The 20,481-nt window shown below is 63.1% G+C and carries 19 protein-coding genes; 8 read left to right on the top strand and 11 right to left on the bottom strand.

The window, feature by feature from the left end; translation table 11 throughout:
* Positions 1 to 36 precede the first annotated feature (36 nt).
* The 4 genes from G3574_RS02330 to G3574_RS02315 all read right to left on the bottom strand — a co-directional run bounded on the left by G3574_RS02330 (position 37) and on the right by G3574_RS02315 (position 6,049).
* Complete coding sequence (locus tag G3574_RS02330) at positions 37 to 1,020, bottom strand: hypothetical protein (RefSeq protein ID WP_163960388.1); 984 nt, start codon at positions 1,018 to 1,020, stop codon at positions 37 to 39.
* Entirely contained in the window at positions 1,017 to 3,644 is a 2,628-nt protein-coding gene (gene mutS, locus G3574_RS02325) for a DNA mismatch repair protein MutS (protein WP_205609634.1), read from the bottom strand. The genes G3574_RS02330 and mutS overlap by 4 nt, the downstream gene beginning before the upstream one ends.
* 166 nt (positions 3,645 to 3,810) lie before the next feature.
* A complete protein-coding gene (locus G3574_RS02320; protein ID WP_163960387.1) occupies positions 3,811 to 5,163 on the bottom strand; it encodes a DEAD/DEAH box helicase in 1,353 nt (450 codons plus the stop codon).
* A gap of 100 nt (positions 5,164 to 5,263) precedes the next feature.
* Positions 5,264 to 6,049, bottom strand: a complete 786-nt coding sequence (locus G3574_RS02315; RefSeq protein ID WP_205609623.1) for an inositol monophosphatase family protein — start codon at positions 6,047 to 6,049, stop codon at positions 5,264 to 5,266.
* 132 nt (positions 6,050 to 6,181) lie between these two features.
* On the opposite strand from G3574_RS02315, the gene G3574_RS02310 reads away from it, so the two are divergent.
* On the top strand, positions 6,182 to 6,952 hold the full coding sequence (locus tag G3574_RS02310; RefSeq protein WP_163960385.1) for an RNA methyltransferase: 771 nt from the start codon (positions 6,182 to 6,184) through the stop codon (positions 6,950 to 6,952).
* A 117-nt stretch (positions 6,953 to 7,069) separates the two neighbouring features.
* On the opposite strand, the gene lexA is transcribed toward G3574_RS02310, so the two are convergent.
* Positions 7,070 to 7,729 carry a transcriptional repressor LexA gene (gene lexA, locus G3574_RS02305; protein ID WP_163960384.1) on the bottom strand — a complete coding sequence of 220 codons (660 nt, stop codon included), beginning with the start codon at positions 7,727 to 7,729 and terminating at the stop codon, positions 7,070 to 7,072.
* Positions 7,730 to 7,972: 243 nt separating this feature from the next.
* On the opposite strand from lexA, the gene rpsF reads away from it, so the two are divergent.
* The 4 genes from rpsF to rplI are packed head-to-tail and all read left to right on the top strand — an operon-like array spanning position 7,973 to position 9,442.
* Complete coding sequence (rpsF, locus tag G3574_RS02300; protein WP_163960383.1) at positions 7,973 to 8,341, top strand: 30S ribosomal protein S6; 369 nt, start codon at positions 7,973 to 7,975, stop codon at positions 8,339 to 8,341.
* 18 nt (positions 8,342 to 8,359) lie between these two features.
* Complete coding sequence (gene priB, locus G3574_RS02295) at positions 8,360 to 8,662, top strand: primosomal replication protein N (RefSeq protein WP_163960382.1); 303 nt, start codon at positions 8,360 to 8,362, stop codon at positions 8,660 to 8,662.
* Positions 8,663 to 8,677: 15 nt separating this feature from the next.
* Entirely contained in the window at positions 8,678 to 8,962 is a 285-nt protein-coding gene (rpsR, locus tag G3574_RS02290; RefSeq protein WP_007882558.1) for a 30S ribosomal protein S18, read from the top strand.
* 27 nt (positions 8,963 to 8,989) lie between these two features.
* A complete protein-coding gene (rplI, locus tag G3574_RS02285; protein WP_163960381.1) occupies positions 8,990 to 9,442 on the top strand; it encodes a 50S ribosomal protein L9 in 453 nt (150 codons plus the stop codon).
* A 177-nt stretch (positions 9,443 to 9,619) separates the two neighbouring features.
* On the opposite strand, the gene G3574_RS02280 is transcribed toward rplI, so the two are convergent.
* The 4 genes from G3574_RS02280 to G3574_RS02265 are packed head-to-tail and all read right to left on the bottom strand — an operon-like array spanning position 9,620 to position 14,351.
* The gene (locus G3574_RS02280; protein WP_163960380.1) at positions 9,620 to 11,170 is read right to left on the bottom strand and encodes a DHA2 family efflux MFS transporter permease subunit; all 1,551 of its coding nucleotides are present in this window, start codon (positions 11,168 to 11,170) and stop codon (positions 9,620 to 9,622) included.
* Between the two features lie 4 nt (positions 11,171 to 11,174).
* Positions 11,175 to 12,371 (bottom strand): HlyD family secretion protein, encoded by a 1,197-nt coding sequence (locus G3574_RS02275; RefSeq protein ID WP_163960379.1) that lies wholly within the window; start codon positions 12,369 to 12,371, stop codon positions 11,175 to 11,177.
* A gap of 27 nt (positions 12,372 to 12,398) precedes the next feature.
* Complete coding sequence (locus G3574_RS02270) at positions 12,399 to 13,889, bottom strand: efflux transporter outer membrane subunit (protein ID WP_163960378.1); 1,491 nt, start codon at positions 13,887 to 13,889, stop codon at positions 12,399 to 12,401.
* A 9-nt stretch (positions 13,890 to 13,898) separates the two neighbouring features.
* Complete coding sequence (locus G3574_RS02265; protein ID WP_163960377.1) at positions 13,899 to 14,351, bottom strand: MarR family winged helix-turn-helix transcriptional regulator; 453 nt, start codon at positions 14,349 to 14,351, stop codon at positions 13,899 to 13,901.
* Between the two features lie 182 nt (positions 14,352 to 14,533).
* On the opposite strand from G3574_RS02265, the gene G3574_RS02260 reads away from it, so the two are divergent.
* From G3574_RS02260 to G3574_RS02250, 3 genes are all read left to right on the top strand, one after another.
* Entirely contained in the window at positions 14,534 to 15,919 is a 1,386-nt protein-coding gene (locus G3574_RS02260) for a replicative DNA helicase (protein WP_163960376.1), read from the top strand.
* Positions 15,920 to 15,997: 78 nt separating this feature from the next.
* The gene (locus G3574_RS02255; RefSeq protein ID WP_163960375.1) at positions 15,998 to 16,624 is read left to right on the top strand and encodes a DUF47 domain-containing protein; all 627 of its coding nucleotides are present in this window, start codon (positions 15,998 to 16,000) and stop codon (positions 16,622 to 16,624) included.
* Positions 16,625 to 16,663: 39 nt separating this feature from the next.
* A complete protein-coding gene (locus G3574_RS02250) occupies positions 16,664 to 17,671 on the top strand; it encodes an inorganic phosphate transporter (RefSeq protein WP_163960374.1) in 1,008 nt (335 codons plus the stop codon).
* Between the two features lie 375 nt (positions 17,672 to 18,046).
* On the opposite strand, the gene G3574_RS02245 is transcribed toward G3574_RS02250, so the two are convergent.
* Together G3574_RS02245 and G3574_RS02240 are read right to left on the bottom strand one after the other, a co-directional pair.
* Positions 18,047 to 19,720, bottom strand: a complete 1,674-nt coding sequence (locus G3574_RS02245; RefSeq protein ID WP_205609622.1) for a PhoH family protein — start codon at positions 19,718 to 19,720, stop codon at positions 18,047 to 18,049.
* A 215-nt stretch (positions 19,721 to 19,935) separates the two neighbouring features.
* A complete protein-coding gene (locus G3574_RS02240) occupies positions 19,936 to 20,448 on the bottom strand; it encodes a peroxiredoxin (protein WP_163960373.1) in 513 nt (170 codons plus the stop codon).
* Positions 20,449 to 20,481 lie beyond the last annotated feature (33 nt).

Raw genomic sequence — 20,481 nt, 5'->3', positions numbered from 1 at the left:
AGCAGGGCAGCATCCGGCCAGCCTCCGCGCAAGAGGTTACGGCCGGATGGTCGCCTGGGGTAAGTCCGTCACCAGTCGAAATATGCCGGGACTGGTTCCGCCCGCGGCGAGGCGAAAGATTCCTTCGTACGCGGCCAATTCCCCGAGGTTTCCCTTCCAGGCAATCGTTCCCGCCGGCTTGGCGCCGTCCGGCGCCTGGCCATGCGCCACCAGTATCCTGCCTTCGAATTCCTTGGCCAGGCCCAGCAGCTGGCGGCGGATTTCCGTGAATCCGTCGCGCCTGACATTTGCCTGGACGGCCAGCGGATTGCCGTCGCAGAACAGCACGATGCCGCGCGCCTTCATCTTGGCGGCATGCAGGAAGACCCGCCGCAGCCAGTCGCGGTTCGCCACGAGGCGATCTTCGAATTCGCTGTTTCGTCCTGCGTCAGCCACGAAGTTGTTGTTGTTCGCGGGCAGGTTGACGGTCGCGAACATGATGCCCTCGATCTCCCACCGCATGTTCTCCGCGTACGCGCGAAACTTCACGTTGGATGACTGGCGGACCACCGGAATCCGGCTGCCGCCGAGGGAAAAATCATCCGCATAGAGCAGGTCCCTGAGGCGGGCCAGGCGGCCGATCGCGGATGAAGGCGAGGGCGCCGCGCCATCCGTGGTGCACGCCGACCAGTCATGCGCGGCCAGCGAAGGGACGATGCCGTTCTTCGCCGACTTGAGCACCTCTGCACGCCGCTCGTAGAGCGCATCGTTGCAGGGTTCCTTGTCTGTCTTCAGGCCGCTCGCCACCACGAAGGCGTGGTTTTCGTCATCGGTGTCGGCGATCGCGGTGCGCAGCGCCTGTTCCGGATCCGGGCCCTGCGCCGCGTGCGCGAGTATGCCGAAGGTGAATTCGCGCGGCGCCGCCAGGCTTGCGCTCCCATGCGCCAGCGCAAGCAGGAAGGCGCAGGTAAGAAGGCGCGGGAACGCATGACGCCGTTGCCCGCGCCGGTCGCTGCCGGAAGGGCCGCGTTGCGGGTTCACGATGCCGTCAACTGCTTCAGCCGGTACAGCGCATCCAGCGCCTGGCGCGGCGTCAGCGCGTCGGGATCGAGTTCGGCGAGGGCATCGATGACTTCCGCGGTGGCGGGCGGCATGGTCGCGGCCTGCGGCGCGGAATCCTCCGCCGTCGCCGTTCCGGTTTCATAGGCGGGCGAGGCGAAGAGGTCGAATTGCGGGGTCGATTGCACCGAATGCGCTTCCAGCGACGCCAGGTGCTTGCGCGCGGCCCGGATCACGGCCTGCGGCACGCCCGCGAGTTGCGCCACCTGAAGGCCGTAGCTTTGCGACGCAGGGCCCGGCTGCACCGCGTGCAGGAAGACGATGCGGTCCTTGTGCTCGACCGCCGAAAGGTGGACGTTCGCGGCGGACGGATGTGCCTCGGGCAATTGCGTGAGCTCGAAGTAGTGCGTGGCGAACAGCGTGAAGCTGCGGGTCGCTTCGATCAGGTGCCGGGCGATCGCCCAGGCGAGCGCGAGGCCGTCGAAGGTCGAGGTGCCGCGTCCGACTTCATCCATCAGGACCAGCGATTGCTCGGTGGCGCCGTTCAGGATGGCCGCCGATTCGGTCATCTCCACCATGAAGGTGGAACGCCCGCCGGCCAGGTCGTCGGCCGCTCCGATGCGCGTGAAGATGCGGTCGATCGGCCCGATGCGCGCGCTCGCCGCCGGCACGAAGCTGCCGACGTAGGCCAGCAGGGTGATCAGCGCGACCTGGCGCATGAAGGTCGACTTGCCGCCCATGTTCGGGCCGGTGATCAGCAGCAGCTTGCGTTCGGTGGTGAGCAGGCAGTCGTTGGCGATGAATCGCTCGATCTGGTTTTCCACCACGGGGTGGCGGCCCTGCTCGATGCAGATCGAAGGTTCGTCCACGAGTTGCGGAGCGCACCAGTTGTTGCGCGCGGCATGGTCGGCAAGCGCCACCAGCACGTCGAGCTGGGCCAGCGCGCGGGCAATCCGCTGCAGGGCGCCGATATGGGGCGCCATCTCTTGCAGGACGGTGTCGTAGAGGAATTTTTCGCGCGAGAGCGCGCGTTCCTGCGCCGACAGCGCCTTGTCTTCGAACGCCTTCAGCTCCGGCGTGATGTAGCGTTCCGCGTTCTTCAGGGTTTGCCGGCGCCGGTAGTCGTCAGGGACCTTGTCCGCCTGCCCGTTGGTGACTTCGATGTAGAAGCCATGCACCTTGTTGTATTCGACGCGCAGGTTGGCAATGCCTGTGCGCGCCCGTTCGCGGGTCTCCAGGTCGACGAGGAACTGGCCCGCGTTTTCCGACAGCGCGCGCAGTTCGTCGAGATCGGCATCGTAGCCGCGGGCGATCACGCCGCCATCGCGCACCAGTGCCGCCGGTTCGAGCGCGATCGCGCGTTCGAGCAGGTCGAGGCATTCGCCGGGCGTGGCGAGGGCATTGTGTATCGCGCGCAGCAGCGAGGCATCGGCTTCCTTGTTGCACATGGCAACGTAGGCGCGCAGCGAAGGCAGTTGCTGCAGGCCGGCGCGCAGGCCTGCGAGGTCTCGGGGCCGCGCCGACAGCAGTGCGACGCGCGTGGTGATGCGTTCGATGTCGGGCACCGCGGCCAGGGTGGTCGCCAGGCCGGAGGACGCATCGCCGCCCATGAGGGCGTGGATGGCGGCGTGCCGGGCCTTGGCGACGGTCTGGTCGCGCCGAGGATGATGCAACAGGTGCCGCAGCAGGCGCGAGCCCATCGAGGTCCGGCAATGGTCGAGCTGGGAAAACAGCGTCGGCGCGGTGGCGCCGCCTTCCTGGCCGCGCAGCGGTTCGGTCAGCTCGAGGTTGCGACGGGTCGCCGCATCCAGGCCGATGTATTCGTTTTCGGTTTCGACCGCGAGGCTGCGCACGTGCTGCAAGCCTTTGCCTTGCGTGGATTGGGCATAGCGCAGGAGCGCCCCGGCCGCGCCGATGGCGGCGGTGCAGCTTTCGGCGCCGAAGCCGTCGAGGCTGGCCACGCCGAGCTGTTCGTGCAAGGCCTTCCTGCCGTGCTCCTGGTCGAAGTGCCATTGCGGCGCGTGCGTCAGCTTGCCGCCGGCCTTGTCGATCCCGAACTGGTCGAGATCGTCCGACACCAGGATCTCCGCCGGGCAGATGCGTTCCAGTTCCTGGCGCAGGCGGGTGTCGAGGGCCTTGGCGTCGCCGCCGATTTCCATTAGCCGCAGCGCGCCGCTGGCCATCGAAAGCCATGCCAGCCCGATGCTCGTGCCTTTGCGCTGCTGCGAGACGCAGACGGCGAGCAGGGGACGTTCGGCCTTTTCCGGCAAGAGGTCGGAGTCGGTCAGCGTGCCCGGGGTGACGACGCGGATGACCTTGCGCTCGACCGGTCCCTTGCTGGTCGCCGGATCGCCGATCTGCTCGCAGATGGCGACGGATTCGCCGAAGCGGATCAGCTTGGCGAGATACTGCTCCGCCGAATGGAACGGCACGCCGGCCATCTTCACCGGGTTGCCGTTGGACGCGCCGCGCTGGGTCAGCGTGATGCCGAGCAGGCGCGCGCCTTTTTCCGCGTCCTCGAAAAAGAGTTCATAGAAATCGCCCATCCGGTAGAACACCAGCGTCTCCGGATAGCTGGCCTTGATGCGGAGATACTGCTGCATCATCGGCGTGTGGCCGGCCAGCAGTTCATCCAGCGGCTGGGCAACCGCGTCCTTCGCGGGCAAAACGACGGGCTTCAAATCCATGTGCTTCTTTCGCGTCGACAGTCTGAATCAGACCTCCATTTTACTGGGGAAATGGAGGTCGTCGTGCAGCTTGCAAGGGCGGCATTCAGGCGGCCGTGGCGGCGGGCTTGCGCCTGCGGCGGCGGCGTGCCGGCGCATCCCCGGCAGCGGGTGCGGGCGCGGGAGACCGGCGCTCGCCTGAGGGCTGTGCGGGTTTCGGCTGGGCCGGCCGGGCCTGCTGAGCCGGCTTGCGCGAGGGCTGGCGATGGCGCGGGCCGTCATTGCTGCGCAGTTGGATGGGCTGCGGCTTGGCATTCGGGTCGGGCTCGAAGCCGGGGACCACTTCGCGGGGCAGGGATTGCTTGATCAGCTTTTCGATGCCCTTCAGCATGTCGTGTTCGTCCACGCACACTAGGGACACCGCTTCGCCGGTGGCGCCGGCCCGGCCGGTGCGGCCGATGCGGTGAACGTAGTCTTCCGGGACGTTCGGCAAGTCATAGTTCACCACGTGCGGCAGCTGGTCGATGTCGATGCCGCGCGCGGCGATGTCGGTGGCTACCAGGACACGCAGCTTGTTTTCCTTGAACTCGGACAGGGCGCGGGTGCGGGCCGACTGGCTCTTGTTGCCATGAATGGCCATCGCGCTGATGCCATCCTTCTCGAGCTGCTCGACCAGCTTGTTGGCGCCGTGCTTGGTTCGCGTGAACACGAGCACCTGCGTCCAGTCCTGGCTGCGGATGAGGTGGCTCAGGAGGGGATGCTTGCGGTTGCGGTCGACCGGGTGGATCTTCTGGGTGATGACTTCGACCGTGGAATTGCGGCGCGCCACTTCGATGGTGGCGGGCGAATTCAGGAGGCCGTCGGCCAGCGCCTTGATCTCGTCGGAAAAGGTGGCGGAGAACAGCAGGTTCTGGCGCTGCGGCGGCAGTGCGGCGAGCACGCGCCGGATGTCGCGGATGAAGCCCATGTCGAGCATGCGGTCGGCTTCGTCGAGCACGAGAATCTCGATGTGCCTGAGGTCGATGGTGCCTTGCTGCATGTGGTCGAGCAGGCGTCCCGGCGTTGCGACCAGGATGTCCACGCCTTCCTGCAGCAGCTTGATCTGCGGATGGATGCCGACGCCGCCGAAAATGACGGCCGAGCGCAGCTTCAGGTACTTGCCGTAGGTGCGCACGCTTTCCTCGACCTGTGCAGCGAGTTCGCGAGTGGGCGTGAGGATCAGCGCGCGGATCGCGCGCGACCGGCCAACCTGCTTTACCGGCGACTTCACCAGGCGCTGCAGGATGGGCAGCGTGAAGCCGGCGGTCTTGCCGGTGCCGGTCTGGGCGCCGGCAAGCAGGTCGCCGCCTTGCAGGACGGCGGGAATCGCCTGGCGCTGGATGGGGGTAGGGGCGCTGTAGCCTTGTTCGGTGACAGCGCGCACGATTTCATCGGTCAAGCCGAGTTCGGTAAACGACATGGAGTCTCTTCAAAAAAAGGGATGGCGCAGCGGCGACGGCGTCGCCCGCGGCGCAACGTGAAAGCGCGCGGCGGTCTGGCCGGCCGCGCGACAGGGGAAATTACTTGGCGAAGGGGGACAGCAGCTGCACCATCTGCGCGAAGATCTTGGGCGAGCCGGCGAGCACCTGGCCGTTGTACAGGTAGTCGGATTCGCCCGCGAAGGTGCCGACGATGCCGCCCGCTTCGGTGATCAGGAGCGAGCCGGCGGCCATGTCCCAGGGATGCAGGCCTTTCTCGAAGAAGCCGTCGAGACGGCCGCAGGCAACGTAGGCGAGGTCGAGCGCGGCCGCGCCGGGACGGCGCAGGCCGGCGCAGCGCTCGGTCATGATGCGGAACATCTTGAGGTATTCGTCGAGCTGATCGTTGTCGCGGAAGGGGAAGCCGGTGCCGATAAGGGAATCGGCCATCTTGTCGCGGCGGCTCACGCGGATACGCTTTTCGTTCAGGTAGGCACCCGCGCCCTTTGTGGCGGTGAACAGGTCGTTGCGGGTCGGGTCGTAAACCACGGCCTGGGTAATCTGGCCGCGCTGCTGCAAGGCAATCGAGACGCAGTATTGCGGAAAGCCGTGGATGAAGTTTGTGGTGCCGTCGATGGGATCGATGATCCAGACGTTCTCATGCTGGTCGTGCATGTTGGCGGAAGCGCCCGTTTCCTCGGCGAGAAAGGCGTGGTCCGGGTACGCGGTCTTGAGGACATCGATGACGGCCTGCTCGGCGGCCTTGTCGACTTCGGTGACGAAATCGTTTTGTCCTTTTTCGGTGACCTTGATGCGATCGAGGTCGAATGTGGCGCGGTTGATGACCGTTCCAGCGCGTCGGGCGGCTTTGACAGCCGTATTCAGCATGGGATGCATAAGGTGTTCCGTCGGGCTTCCGTTAGAATTGCGGTACCGTCGCCTACCGCGTGCGGAACCACAGGAAATGTTGATTAAGGAGCGATGCGGCGCACTGCTGCGCCTGCGATGCCGCTATTTTAAATGAACCAGCCACAATCCCCTAGTTCTCTTTCCGTTCTTTTCGAAAAGCTACGTTTCGTGCTTGTCGAGACCAGCCATCCAGGCAACATCGGCGCGGCAGCGCGTGCCATCAAGACCATGGGGTTCTCGCAACTCGTGCTGGTCAATCCGCGGTTTTCAGATGCGTTGGAGCACGAAGAGGCGATTGCGTTCGCAAGTGGAGCCTTGGATGTGCTTGCTCAGGCACGCGTGGTGGGTTCCATCGAGGAAGCGCTTGAAGGCTGCAACTACGCGGCGGCATTGAGCGCGCGCTTGAGGGAATACTCGCCGCCGGTAGCGAGCCCGAGGAAACTCGCCGCGGAACTCGGGGCGCGAACCGACCTGGTGCCCGCGCTGATTTTTGGCAGCGAGCGTTATGGTTTGTCCAACGAGGTGATCGCGAAGTGCAACGTGCTCATCAACATTCCCGCCAATCCGGCGTACTCCTCGCTGAATCTCGCGCAAGCAGTGCAATTGCTGGCTTATGAGGTGCGGACGGCAGTGCTGGAAGAGCAACCCTTGTCCGCGGGCCTGGTCGGCTTCCAGGGCGAGGCTGCCAGTCTCGCGCAGATCGATGGCATGTATGCCCACCTTGAAGAGGCCTTGATCGCGCTTGAGTTCCTCGATCCAACCAATCCGAAAAAGCTGATGCCACGTCTCAAGCGACTTTTTTCACGGACCGGTCTGGAGACGGAAGAGGTGAACATCCTGCGAGGCATTGCGCGCCTGATCCTGGAGAAGTCGCGCAAATAGGCGGTTTGCATTCCAAGTGGGTCTCCTGGCGCTGCCGCGAAACGGCATTGGCAGCGCTGGCGACATTGGCAAGTGAGCCGAGGTCAGACCCGTATGGAATCCCCGGCTGATTCCAGCTTAACCCCAGGCGCGGAGCAGGCCGACAGCCAAGCCTTCCAAGGCGAACTCGTCCTTGTCGGTATCTACCTTGATGGGCTTGAAGTCAGGGTTCTCGGGCAGCAGTTCGATCAGCGAGCCCGATTTCTTGTAGCGCTTCACCGTGACTTCCTCGCCGAGTCGGGCGACCACGATCTGGCCATTCTTGGCGGCATCGATTTTCTTGACTGCGAGGAGGTCCCCGTCCATGATGCCCGCGTCGCGCATGGAGAGTCCCTTCACCTTCAGCAGGAAGTCGGGACGTGCGGAGAACAGCGAGGCGTCGACGTTGTAGGTCGCCTCGATGTGTTCCTGCGCCAGGATGGGCGAACCTGCGGCCACGCGGCCGATCAGCGGCAGGCTGAGCTGCATGATGGCGGGATGGGGGAGGGACAACTGCCGGGCGCCGAGGCGAGGCCCGGATTCTCCCATGTCCTTGAGCCGGATGCCGCGGGATGTGCCCGGGGCGATTTCGATCGCGCCCTTTCTGGCCAGTGCCTGGAGGTGTTCCTCGGCTGCATTGGCGGAGCGGAAGCCGAGTTCGGCAGCGATTTCTGCTCGTGTGGGAGGGAAGCCGGTGTTGTCGATGGCTTCCCGGATCAGGTTGAGAATCTGTTCCTGACGCGCTGTAAGTTTAATCATGGCAATGTTTAAAGGCGCTGGACGCACTTTTCCTGTTCATGCAATCAGCCTGTATTTTTATACAGGATTTTTGTCATTGCAAGCTTTTGCCAGGAATTTTTTTGTCCGGACGGATCCGGGCGAGATATCGCGCCGTCACCATTGAGTTTTGGTTCCCGGCAGGTTATCATCGAGGGCTTTCCCTTCCCACACCTGAGTTGACGCCAGGGTGGGCGATTGTCAATCCGTCCAAAAGGAGCTTACATGCGTCATTATGAAATCGTATTTATCGTCCATCCGGATCAGAGCGAGCAAGTGCCCGCCATGATCGAGCGTTACAAGGGCATCGTCACCGCCCGCAACGGCAAGGTTCACCGTGTTGAAGACTGGGGCCGCCGTCAGATGGCCTACATGATCCAGAAGCTGGCCAAGGCGCACTACGTCTGCATGAACATCGAGTGCGACAACGAGACCCTCGAGGAAATCGAGACCGGCTTCAAGTTCAATGACGCGGTGCTTCGCCACCTGACCGTCAAGATGAAGAAGGCCGAGACCGGTCCGTCCCCGATGATGAAGGCTGTCCAGAAGGAAGACGCTGCCAAGAGCCAGCGCGCCGAGGCAACCGCATCGTAATTTCCCGCGCCGGGGAGCGTGAACCAGCTTCAACTCATTGCCAGCATCGCCGAACGCGACGTACTCAGGTACACGCCGGCAGGCATTCCGATCGTGTCGGCCATCCTGCTGCACCGTTCGGACCAGGTCGAAGCGGGCATCCAGCGCCAAGTCGAGTTTGAAATCGCCGCGATAGCCGCCGGCGAAATTTCAGGCACGCTTGACCGGGCCGCATTGGGAGAGACCCTTAGGTTCACCGGCTTCCTCGCCAGGAAAAATCGAAACAGCAAAAGCCTCGTCTTTCACCTCACGGGCATCGAGGCATTGACACCAGATCTTTAAATACAGGAGCCAACCATGGCATTCGGTAAAAAATTCGACAAGAGCAAACTGAAACAGAAGCGCCAGCAGCAGAACCCGCTGTTCAAGCGCAAGAAGTTCTGCCGCTTCACCGCCGCAGGCGTTGAGCAAGTGGACTACAAGGACGTGGACACCCTGAAGGACTTCGTCCAGGAAAACGGCAAGATCATGCCCGCACGTCTGACCGGTACCAAGGCACACTACCAGCGTCAAGTGGATACGGCCATCAAGCGCGCACGCTACCTCGCGCTGCTGCCGTACACCGATCTGCACAACGCTTGATTGACGACTGCGACATAGGAGAAAAACATGCAAGTCATTCTGTTGGAAAAAGTCGTTAATCTCGGCAACCTCGGTGAAGTCGTCAAGGTCAAGGACGGCTATGCCCGCAACTTCCTGATCCCCCAGCGCAAGGCACGCCGCGCAACCGCGACCGCAGTCGCCGAGTTCGAGGCAAAGCGCGCTGAACTGGAAAAGGCCGCCGGCGAGAAGCTCGCCGAAGCGCAAGCCCAGGGTGAAAAGCTGAACGGCATGACCGTTCGCGTTGGCCAGAAGGCCGGCGTGGATGGCCGTCTGTTCGGTTCCGTGACCAACGCCGACATCGCCGAAGCCGTCACCAAGGCTGGCTTCCCGGTCGAAAAGGCACAGGTTCGCATGCCCCAGGGCCCGCTGAAGACGGTTGGCGATTTCACCATTCCCGTCGCGCTGCACACCGACGTGGTGGTTGATGTCACCGTGTCGGTCTACGGCGAACAAGCCTGATCGAGTCAGTCGACCGATGTAAAAAAGCCCGCGTCAAGCGGGCTTTTTTTTGGGCAGGTGGAAAGCGGGCATTCGTGTTCGATGGCGTGACTCCAAGATTGAAATTCCACCTTCGCGGGAATCACAAGCGATCAGGCGCGACCAGCGGAAAGATGACTGGCCACGCCCTCCCAGATGTCAATGCGCCATCGGCGCGCCGGCCAGCCTCTTTGGCCGCGTCAGCCACACTAAGCCGGTCAGCGAGAAGAAGGCGAGGGCGCAATACATGAAGAACTCGTTCGTCGCGAGCATGAAGCTTTGTGCCGTCACCATGCGCTCGACGACGCCGTAGGCCTGTTCGATCGAGAGCCCGCCAGCCTGCAAGCCGGCAAAGATCTCGTTGCTGGCAGGGGAATACACTGAGACGTTTTCCATCAGTCGGGCATGGTGCAAGGATGAGAGATGTTCCCAGCTTGTCACGCTGACGGCTGTACCAATCGCCGCGCCCAGGGTACGCAGGAAGTTCGACAAGCCGGAGGCCGCCGCCATGTGGTCGGGCGTGATGTTCGACAGCATCAGCGACTGGATGGGCAGGAAGAAGCAGGCCATGCCGATGCCCTGGATGAGACGCGGGCTGACGATGTCCCAGAAGCCCACGTCGAGCGTCATGTGCGAATTCCACAGCGAGATGGCGCCCATCACGATGAAAGCGAAGGTCGCGAGAAGGCGCAGGTTGAGCCGCTGGATGTTGCGGCCGATGATGGGGGACAGGATGAGCGTGAAGATGCCGATGGGCGCCATCGCCGCGCCGGCCTGCGCCGAGGTGTACCCCATCACCGCTTGCAGCCACAAGGGCACGATCACGACGGTGCCGAAGTAGGTCATGAAACCGACCGACAGCAGGATCACGCCGTAGCGGTAATTCTTGTCCCGGAACAGTTGCAGTTCAACGATGGGATTGCGCGAGGTCAGCACCCAGGCAATGAAGAAGGTGATGGCGACCACCGCGATCACCGCGAGCGTGGTGATGAACGGCGAAGCGAACCAGTCGTAGTCCTTGCCGATTTCCAGCATCAGCTGCAGGCTGCCGACGCCCGTGACGAGCAGCACCAGGCCGACGATGTCCAGCGGCGTCTTGACCGTCGGCGCTTCGCGCGTGCGCATCAGGCTCCAGACCGTCAGGGCGCCGAACAGCCCGATCGGAATGTTGATCAGGAAAATCCATGACCAATGGTAGTTGTCGCTGATGTAGCCACCGAGCAGCGGCCCGGCGATCGGCGCGAGAATCACCGTCATCGCCCACAGGCCCATGGCGGCGCCGCGCTTTTCCGGCGGGAAGTTCCGGACCAGCAGCGTCTGCGACAGGGGCACCATCGGCCCGGACACCAGGCCTTGCAGCAGGCGGAGCACAACCAGCATCTGCAGGTTGACCGAAAACGCGGCGAGCGTCGACATCAGCGTGAACAGCAGCACGGAGGTGGTGAACAGCTTTACTTCGCCGATGCGGCGGGCGAGCCAGCCCGTCAGCGGCACGGCAATCGCCGCCGCCACCGAATAGGCGCTGATGATCCAGGTGCCCTGGCTGGTCGAGACGCCGAGTGCGCCGGCAATCGTGGGAATCGACACGTTGGCGATGGTGATGTCGAGGATTTCCATGAAGGTCGACAGCGCCGCGGCAATGGTCAGGAGGATCAGCGCGCCGCCGCGCAAGGGTTCGGGCGGCGGCACGACATGCGGTTTGGCTTGCATGGCTTTACTTGAGGTTGGCGGCGATGATCGCGTCGATGCGTTCCTTCGCCTTGTTGTCGGCGGGACCGGCGGTGCTTTCCTGCTGGGTGGCCACGGTCACGGCATTGCCGAGCGGCGCGCCGCCCTGGTCATGCAGGTCCACTTCGGCGTGCATCGACAGGCCGATGCGCAGCGGATGTTCCGCGAGCTGCTTCGGATCGAGGGAGATGCGCACCGGCACGCGCTGCACCACCTTGATCCAGTTGCCGGTCGCGTTCTGCGCCGGAAGCAGGGCGAAGGCCGAACCCGTGCCGGCGCCGAGGCCGACCACCTTGCCGTCATACTTGACCTTGCCGCCATACACGTCGGCGGTCAGCGTCACCGGCTGGCCGACACGCATTTCGCGCAGCTGCGACTCCTTGAAATTGGCGTCCACCCACAGACGGTCGAGGGGAACGATGGCCATCAGCGGCGCGCCGGGATTGACCCGCTGGCCGACCTGCACGCTGCGCTTGGCGATTTCGCCGCTGACCGGCGCGTAGAGGATGGAGCGCTGCTGCGCCAGCATCGCTTCTTGTACACGGGCGGCGGCGCGCTGCACGTTCGGGTGGTTGGCGACGGTCGTTCCTTCCGTCAGCGCGCGGCCGGAACTCAGCTGCTCCTTGGCGGCGTTCACCGCGGCCTGGGCCTGGTTCACCGCTGACTCGGCATGGCGGATTTCCTCCGACGAAACGGCGCCCGAGCCGGCGAGGGCGCGTCGGCGCGCGAGATCGTCCTTCGCGCGTGCGAGTTCGGCATCACGCATGCTCAGGTTGGCGCCCGACTGGGCTTGCGAGGCGAACAGCGTGCGAACCTCCCGCACCGTCTGTGCGAGCTGGGCTTCCGCCTGGGCAAGGCCGACTTCCGCATCGGCGGTGTCGAAGCTGACCAGAGGCTGGCCTGCCTTCACCACCTGGGTGTCGTCCGCGTAGAGCTTGGACACGGTGCCGGCGATCTGGGGCGTGACCTGCACCACGTTGCCCTGCACGTAGGCATTGTCGGTATCTTCGATGAAGCGCGAGACCAGCGCCCAGTAGGCGCCGTAGCCGATCGCCGCCACCGCGAACACGGAGGCGATGGTCAGCATGATCTTCTTGCGCTTCGGCGTGCCCGACGAAGGGGCGGGCGCTTCCTGGCGAATGGGGGTGGCGGGGGCGGAGGATTGGTTTGGCATGGCGCTCATGATCGTTCCTGCGAAGAGAATTTGGAATTAATGTTGGACGGCGTTCGGCGCGGCGCTTGCCTGCGTGGCCGACGGATCGGCGAAGCCGCCGCCGAGCGCGCGCACCAGGGCAATGCCGAGATCCTGCCTGCGTGCCTCGAGGCTGGCCAGGGCCCGGCGCTGGGTCAGCAGCTGGCCCTCCACCGTCAAGGCGGTGAGGTAGGGCGACAGGCCGCCCTTGTAGCGCAGCATGGCCAGGCGGTAGGCTTCCTCGGATGCCTGCAGCGCATCGCGGGTAAGCGCTTCTTCCTGGTCGAGGTCGGCGATGCGGGCGAGTTGCTCGGCAACGTCCTGCGCGGCGTTCACCACCGACTGGTTGTATTGCGCGATGGCGGCATCGACGTCGCTTGCCCGGCCGGCATAATTGGCGCGCAGCCGCCCGGCGTCGAAGAGCGGCAGGCGGATCGCCGGACCGATGCTGTTGGTCAGGCTGCCCGCGGACAGCAGTTGCCCGAGGCCGATGGACTGGAAGCCGATCAGGCCGGTCAGGTTGATGTTGGGATAGAACTCGAGGCGCGCGGCTTCTTTGTCGCTGGCCGCGGCGGCGATGCGCGCGCGCTGGGCGGCGAGCTCCGGCCGGCGTCCGAGCAGGTCGAGCGGCAGGGACGACGGCAGGGAGAACGGGGCGGATGCGAGCCGCGGGCGGGCTATCTTGTCAGCGCTGTCCGGCATGTCGCCCGACAAGGCGGCGATCTGCAGGCGCGTGACCTTCATCGCGGTGGCGAGCTGCTGCTGCTCGATGCGCAGGGCGGCCTCGCTGGACTGCGCCTGCTTGACTTCCACCTGGGTGTCGAGTCCGCTGGACACGCGCTGGCGAGCGAGCCCGACGATGGACCGCCGCTGCTCGAGCGTCGCCTGCAAAACGTCCTGCAGCTCGTACTGCGCCGCAAGCTGGGCATAGGCGCGGGCGATGGACGTCGTCAGGGCGAGGCGCGCGGCGTCGCGGTCGAATTCGGCGGCCTGGAGGCTGGCGTTCGCGGCATCGATCAGGACGGCATTGCGGCCCCACAGGTCGAGGTCCATGCCGAAATTGACGTTGGCGAAGCCTTGGCTGATGTACTCGCCTCCTTTGCCGAGCGGCGGCTTGGGAAGGAGATAGTTTTCCGACTGCCGTCCGTAGCTCAGGTCGAGGCCGGCGTTTGCATGGGGCTGGGATGCCGAGCGGGTGGTGTCGATCGCCGCTTGCGCGCGCACGATGCGGGCACGCGCGGACGCCAGGCTGGGCGCGCCGTCGAGGGCATGGGTGATCAGGCGGTCGAGCTGCGGGTCGCCATAGGCTTGCCACCAGTGATCGGTCGGCCACTGGCTGTCGCTGGCCTTGACGGCAGGCATGGCGCCGAGGCTGGCGGCGGTGATCGGCTTTTCCGTGGCCGGGATGGGAGCATAGCTCGCGCAACCGGCAAGCATGGACGCTGCCAGGGCGAGGGCGCCCAGGCGTTTGGATGGCATGGCTGGAATCGGCATGGTCTTGTTCTTCATGTTGACGCCTCAGGCATTGGCTATCATGCGGCGCAGGAAACCTTTGAATTGTTCGATCTCTTCAGGCGCGAAGCCACGCAGGTGATGGTTCAGCACCTCCACCGCCACGCGCATCATGTCGTCGGCAAGCTGGCGGCCCTTGTCCGTCAGTTCGACCTCCACCACACGCCGGTCGGCGCTGCTGCGCATGCGCTGCACGATGCCTTTTTCTTCCAGGCGGTCGAGCATGCGGGTCATGGCGCCGGTGTCGGTCATGGAATCGCGCGCCAGTTCGGCCGCCGTTCGGGCATGCCCATGCAGCAGCTTGAAGACGATGCTGAATTGCGCGTGGGTCATGTCGTACTGCGCGAGCCCGCGGTCGACGGCCGTGGACAGCAGGATGCCGGAACGCTTCAGCAAATAGCCGATGCTTTCCGAGGGGGAATAATTGTCCAGGCTGTAGGGTTGAGAGCGTTGCGACATGATGAAAATTCCTGAATTCAGGACAATATAGCTGCCTAGGCAGTAAATGTCAAGGCAGTATATGCTAGGTCAGCAAATTGCCGGAATGCCTCTAATTGGCGGTATCAGGATTTCCGCCGGGACATGTTGATTATTCCGAACACTCTCTCTTTCCTTTACCTCGAGCAGGTATAATGCGCGCCATGAATACCCGCACCGATCCGCAACTGGATTCCCTCCGAGTTCCTCCTCATTCCATCGAAGCAGAACAGTCCGTGCTTGGCGGCTTGCTGCTTGATAATGCGGCCTGGGACCGCATCGCGGACTTCGTGCATGAAGACGATTTCTACCGGTACGACCACCGCCTGATCTTTCAGCACATCGTCAAGCTGATCAATGCGACCAAGCCGGCCGACGTGATCACCGTCTATGAAGCCTTGTCGAGTAGCGGCAAGGCGGACGAGGTCGGCGGCCTTGCCTATCTCAATGCCCTCGCGCAAAACACGCCCTCCGCCGCCAACATCCGCCGCTACGCGGAAATCGTGCGCGACCGCGGCGTGCTGCGCAAACTGATCACCGTTGCCGACGAAATCGCGGGCAACGCGCTCAACCCGCAGGGCAAGGAAGTGAAATCCCTGCTCGACGAAGCGGAATCGAAAATCTTTGCCATCGCCGAAGAGGGCGCGCGCGGCGCCACCGGCTTCCAGGCCATCCAGCCCCTGCTCACACAGGTGGTGGAGCGCATCGACGAGCTGTACAACCGGGACAACCAGAACGACATCACCGGGGTGCCCACCGGCTTCATCGACCTCGACCGCATGACCTCAGGCCTGCAGGCGGGCGACCTCATCATCGTCGCGGGCCGCCCGTCAATGGGCAAGACCGCGTTTTCCCTGAACATCGGCGAGAACGTGGCGATCGACAGCGGCCTGCCGGTCGCGGTGTTCTCGATGGAAATGGGCGGCGCGCAGCTCGCCATGCGTATGCTGGGCTCGGTCGGGCGCCTCGACCAGAGCCGCCTGCGCGTCGGCAAGCTGAGCGACGAGGACTGGCCGCGCCTGACGCATGCCATCCAGAAAATGAACGATGCGCAGCTTTACATCGACGAAACCCCGGCGCTCAGCTCCATCGAATTGCGCGCGCGTGCGCGCCGCCTGTCGCGCCAGTGCGGCAAGCTCGGCCTCATCATCATCGACTACCTGCAGTTGATGTCGGCCAATTCCGCGGGCGAAAACCGGGCGACCGAGATTTCGGAAATCTCGCGTAACCTGAAAGGCCTGGCCAAGGAGCTCGGCTGCCCCGTGATCGCGTTGTCGCAGTTGAACCGTTCGCTTGAACAGCGCCCTAACAAACGTCCGGTGATGTCTGACCTGCGTGAATCCGGTGCCATCGAACAAGATGCCGACGTCATCCTGTTCATTTATCGCGACCAGGTTTACAACCCCGACTCTCCGGACAAGGGTACTGCGGAAATCATTATCGGCAAGCAACGTAACGGTCCGATCGGCACGGTGCGCCTGACCTTCCTCGGCGAGTACACGAAGTTCGACAACTACACCGGCGGCCAGGCCATCTTCGGCGGCGAATAAGTCTTGCAGCACCCAATATGAGCGTGGCGGCAATGACCGTCTCGCACCTCAGGATCAACGATACGTAGAGAGTCAATCATGTTTGGACGTTTGATGCCCAGCGAGGGCAAATTCTTCGAGCTTTTCAACCAGCACGCCGAACTGTGCATCAAGGGCGCCAAGGAGATGGTGGCGCTGATGACCAACTTCGATGACCTCGAGAATCGCGTCCATGCGATCGAAGGCATCGAGAAGCAGGCCGACAAGGTGACCTACGCCGCGCTCGACCTCCTGCACAAGACCTTCATCACGCCGCTCGACCGCGACGACATCCACAAACTGATCACGCGCCAGGATGACATCCTCGACCTGCTCGAAGACGCGGCCCAGACGATTTCCCTGTACGACATCAAGGCCACCACGCCGGAAGCCAAGCGGCTGGCCGAGCTCTGCCTGGCCTGCACCGAAAAGGTCAAGCAGGCCGTCGAGTTGCTGCACAACATGGATAACTCCACGCAGATCCTGGCGCTGTGCGAGGAAATCGACCGCCTCGAATCCGACGCCGACCACGTGATGCGCGCCGCGATGTCCAAGCTGTTCCGCGACGAACCCGACGTGCGCACGCTGATCAAGCTGAAGGCCATCTATGAAATCCTGGAAACCGTGACCGACCGCTGCGAGGACGTGGCCAACATCATCGAGGGCATCATTGTCGAGAATGCCTGACGACAATGCCGTGCAATTCCAACGGGACCAATAAAAATTATGCACACCCTTGAAATCAGTATCTACACGCTCGGTTTCCTGATCGCGCTGGCCTTGCTGTTCGACTTCATGAACGGCTTCCACGACGCGGCAAACGCGATCGCGACCGTCGTATCGACCGGCGTGCTCAAGCCCCAGCACGCCGTCGCCATGGCGGCCGTGTTCAACGTCATCGCCGTCTTCTTCTTCCAATTGAAGGTCGCCGCCACGGTGGGGAAGGGCACCGTCGAACCGAGCATCGTCGACCACTACGTGGTGTTCGGCGCCCTGGTCGGCGCGATCTTCTGGAACATCGTCACCTGGTACTACGGCATTCCGTCTTCGTCTTCGCACGCCCTCATCGGCGGCCTGGTCGGCGCCGCGGTCGCCAAGGCGGGAACGGGATCCCTGATTTCCGCCGGCCTGATCAAGACCATTGCCTTCATCGTGCTGTCGCCGCTGCTCGGCTTCGTGTTCGGCTCCATCATGATGGTGATCGTGTCCTGGCTGTTCGTGAAATCGACGCCGCGCCGCGTGGACAAGTGGTTCCGCCGCGCCCAGTTGATTTCGGCCTCCATGTACAGCCTGGGTCATGGCGGCAACGATGCGCAGAAGACCATGGGCATCATCTGGATGCTCCTGATCGCGGCCGGCTACAGCTCCGACAAGGACCACCTGCCCGTGTGGGTCATCCTTAGCTGCTACGCGGCGATCGGCCTCGGCACGCTGTTCGGCGGCTGGCGCATCGTGAAGACCATGGGGCAGAAGATTACCAAGCTCAAGCCGGTTGGCGGTTTCTGCGCCGAAACCGGTGGCGCAATCACCTTGTTCCTGGCCACTGCGCTGGGCGTGCCGGTGTCGACGACGCATACCATTACCGGCGCCATTGTCGGCGTGGGATCCTCGCGGAAGATGTCCGCGGTCCGGTGGGGTGTGGCGGGAAATATTGTCTGGGCCTGGGTGTTGACGATTCCGGCATCGGCTTTCGTTGCGGCGATTGCCTGGTGGATCGGGACCAAGATTCTTTGATCCCAAGCTGGGGCTGACATCGCCGCCTGGAGCTTTGTCGTCCAGTGCATGACGCTGCCAGCCACCGCATGCCGTTGTCAGCTCCGCATGCCTTTGTCATCCACTGCATACCTCTGTCATTTGCGCATGCCTCTGTCATCCCCGCGAAGGCGGGCATCCCATTTCGCGTATCTCCGGACGGCCGAAATGGGATTCCCGCCTTCGCGGGAATGCCAGCGGTAGCCACGAATGCCAGCGGTAGCCGAGAATGACAAGGCTAGAGGCAGTGACAGCAGTAGCCGCCAATGACGCCGGCACCCAGCAACATCAAAAAAAAATGGCACCCCCGCCTAAACGGGAATGCCACCCTGCACATCAAGTGCAAATCACCTCAAATCACAACACATCACTCGCATGATCCGCGAGGCGTGAACGCTCGCCGCGCGCCAGCGTGACATGCCCGCTGTGCGACCATCCCTTGAACCGGTCGACCACATAGGTCAGGCCGCTCGACCCTTCGGTCAGGTAAGGCGTGTCGATCTGCGCGATGTTGCCGAGGCAGACGATCTTGGTGCCGGGCCCCGCCCGCGTCACCAGCGTTTTCATCTGCTTGGGCGTGAGGTTCTGCGCTTCGTCGATGATGAGGTACTTGTTGACGAAGGTGCGGCCGCGCATGAAGTTCATGGACTTGATCTTGATGCGCGAGCGGATCAGGTCCTGCGTAGCGGCGCGTCCCCAGTCGCCGGCATCGTTGTCGGACTTGTTGAGCACTTCCAGGTTGTCGTCGAAGGCGCCCATCCACGGCGACATCTTTTCTTCCTCGGTACCCGGCAGGAAGCCGATGTCCTCGCCGACCGGCACCGTGACGCGGGTGACGATGATCTCGTTGTACAGCTTGGTTTCCAGGACCTGGGCGAGGCCCGCCGCGAGGGCCAGCAGCGTCTTGCCGGTGCCGGCCTGGCCGAGCAGTGTGACGAAATCGCATTCCGGATTCATCAGCAGGTTCAGCGCGAAGTTCTGCTCGCGGTTGCGCGCGGTGACGCCCCAGACGCCATTCTTGCCGTGGCTGTAGTCGCGCAGCGTCTGGATGACGGCGGTCTTGCCGTTGATCTGCTTGACCTGTCCGTAGAAGGGCGCTTCGCCATTCTTCGGTTCGAGGAAGACGAACTGGTTGACGAGGAAGGAGGGCACCGTCGGGCCCGTCAGGCGATAAAAGGTGTAGCCGGTGCCGTGCTTGTTTTCCTGCCAGGACTCCATGCCCTTGGCATGCTTGTTCCAGAAGTCGTCCGGCAGTTGCATGATGCCGGAATAAAGCAGGTCGGTATCTTCGAGGACGTGGTCGTTGAAGTATTCTTCCGCCGGCAAGCCCATGGCGCGCGCCTTGATGCGCATGTTGATGTCTTTCGACACCAGCACCACGGGGCGGTCGGGATGCTGCTGCTCGAGGGCGCGCACCACGCCGAGGATCTGGTTGTCCGCCTTGCCGCTGGGGAGGCCTTCGGGCAGCGCCACGGATTGAAGCTTGGTCTGGAAGAGCAGGCGTCCCTTGGCGTCCTTGTTGCCCAGCTTGTTGAGCAGGATGCCGTCCTCGATCGCGCTTTCATCCACGCCTGCCACGAGCGCATCCAGCGAACGCGATACCTGGCGCGCGTTGCGGGCGACTTCGGACATGCCTTTCTTGTGGTTGTCCAGCTCTTCGAGCGTGATCATCGGAAGATAGACGTCATGCTCCTCGAACCGGAACAGCGAGGTCGGGTCGTGCATCAGCACGTTCGTGTCGAGCACGAAGATCTTGGTCACGCCCATGCGGTCGGCAACGCGGCTGACCGAGGACTTGATGGAACTGTCGACCGCCTTGGGCTTGGACGAGCGTTTCGCGGCGGTAGGGGATGCGGGGGATTTTTCGGCCGTCTTGGCGCGGGCCTTGGGCGCGGTCTCTTCTGCGGGTTGCTGCGGGGAAGTCTCGACCAGGGTCATCACTGGTTTTACCGATTTGCCTTTCTCTGCCTTGGGATAATCGTCGGGGGAGAGGATTGTTGCGGGTGTGGCCGGTAATTTGGGCAGTGGCATCAGGACCTCAAAAGGTTAGGGAACATTACTAAGATTCGTGCAGCGCCAAACGGTTGCAGGCGGATGGACATGCCTATGCGTTCGAGCAATGGCTTGTCCGGCTTCAAAGCAAAAAAGCCGTTTGAGGGGGAGGTCAAAGACCTCATCCACAAACGGCTTCTCTGCTTGAAAAACTTTTAGATTCAATGGTTTCTGCGATTTTCTCGCTTCGCTCGCTAGGCCAACGACTGTACGAACTCCAACACTTCGTCAATGTGCCCGGGCACTTTGACTCCACGCCATTCTTTCACCAATTTCCCGTTGCCGTCAATCACAAATGTGCTGCGTTCGACGCCGCGCACCTGTTTGCCATACATGCTCTTCATCCGCATGACATTGAACAAATTGCACACCGTTTCATCCGGATCCGAAATGAGCTCGAAGGGCATGGCGAGCTTGGCCTTGAACCCCTCGTGCGAACGGATGCTGTCGCGGCTGATGCCGAAGATCTCGGTGTTCGCGCGCTGGAAGTCGGGGTAGAGGTCGCGGAACTGCATGCCTTCCGTGGTGCAGCCCGGCGTATTGTCTTTCGGGTAGAAGTACAGTACCAAGGTCTTGCCGCGGTAGTCGGCGAGGCGGAAGGTCTTGCCGCTGGTCATTTCAGCGGAAAAATCGGGTACCGTCAGGTTGAGTGCGGATGGGGTGTCATCAGCCACGTTGGTCTCCTGTCCAAGGTTGGCGCCGCTCATGGCGGGTCGGGGGGAGGCGGAGAGCTTCATCTC

Origin of the sequence: Noviherbaspirillum galbum, assembly GCF_010974945.1 — a bacterium.
Classification (GTDB): domain Bacteria; phylum Pseudomonadota; class Gammaproteobacteria; order Burkholderiales; family Burkholderiaceae_D; genus Noviherbaspirillum; species Noviherbaspirillum galbum.
This window is presented reverse-complemented; position numbering and strand designations above follow the sequence as displayed.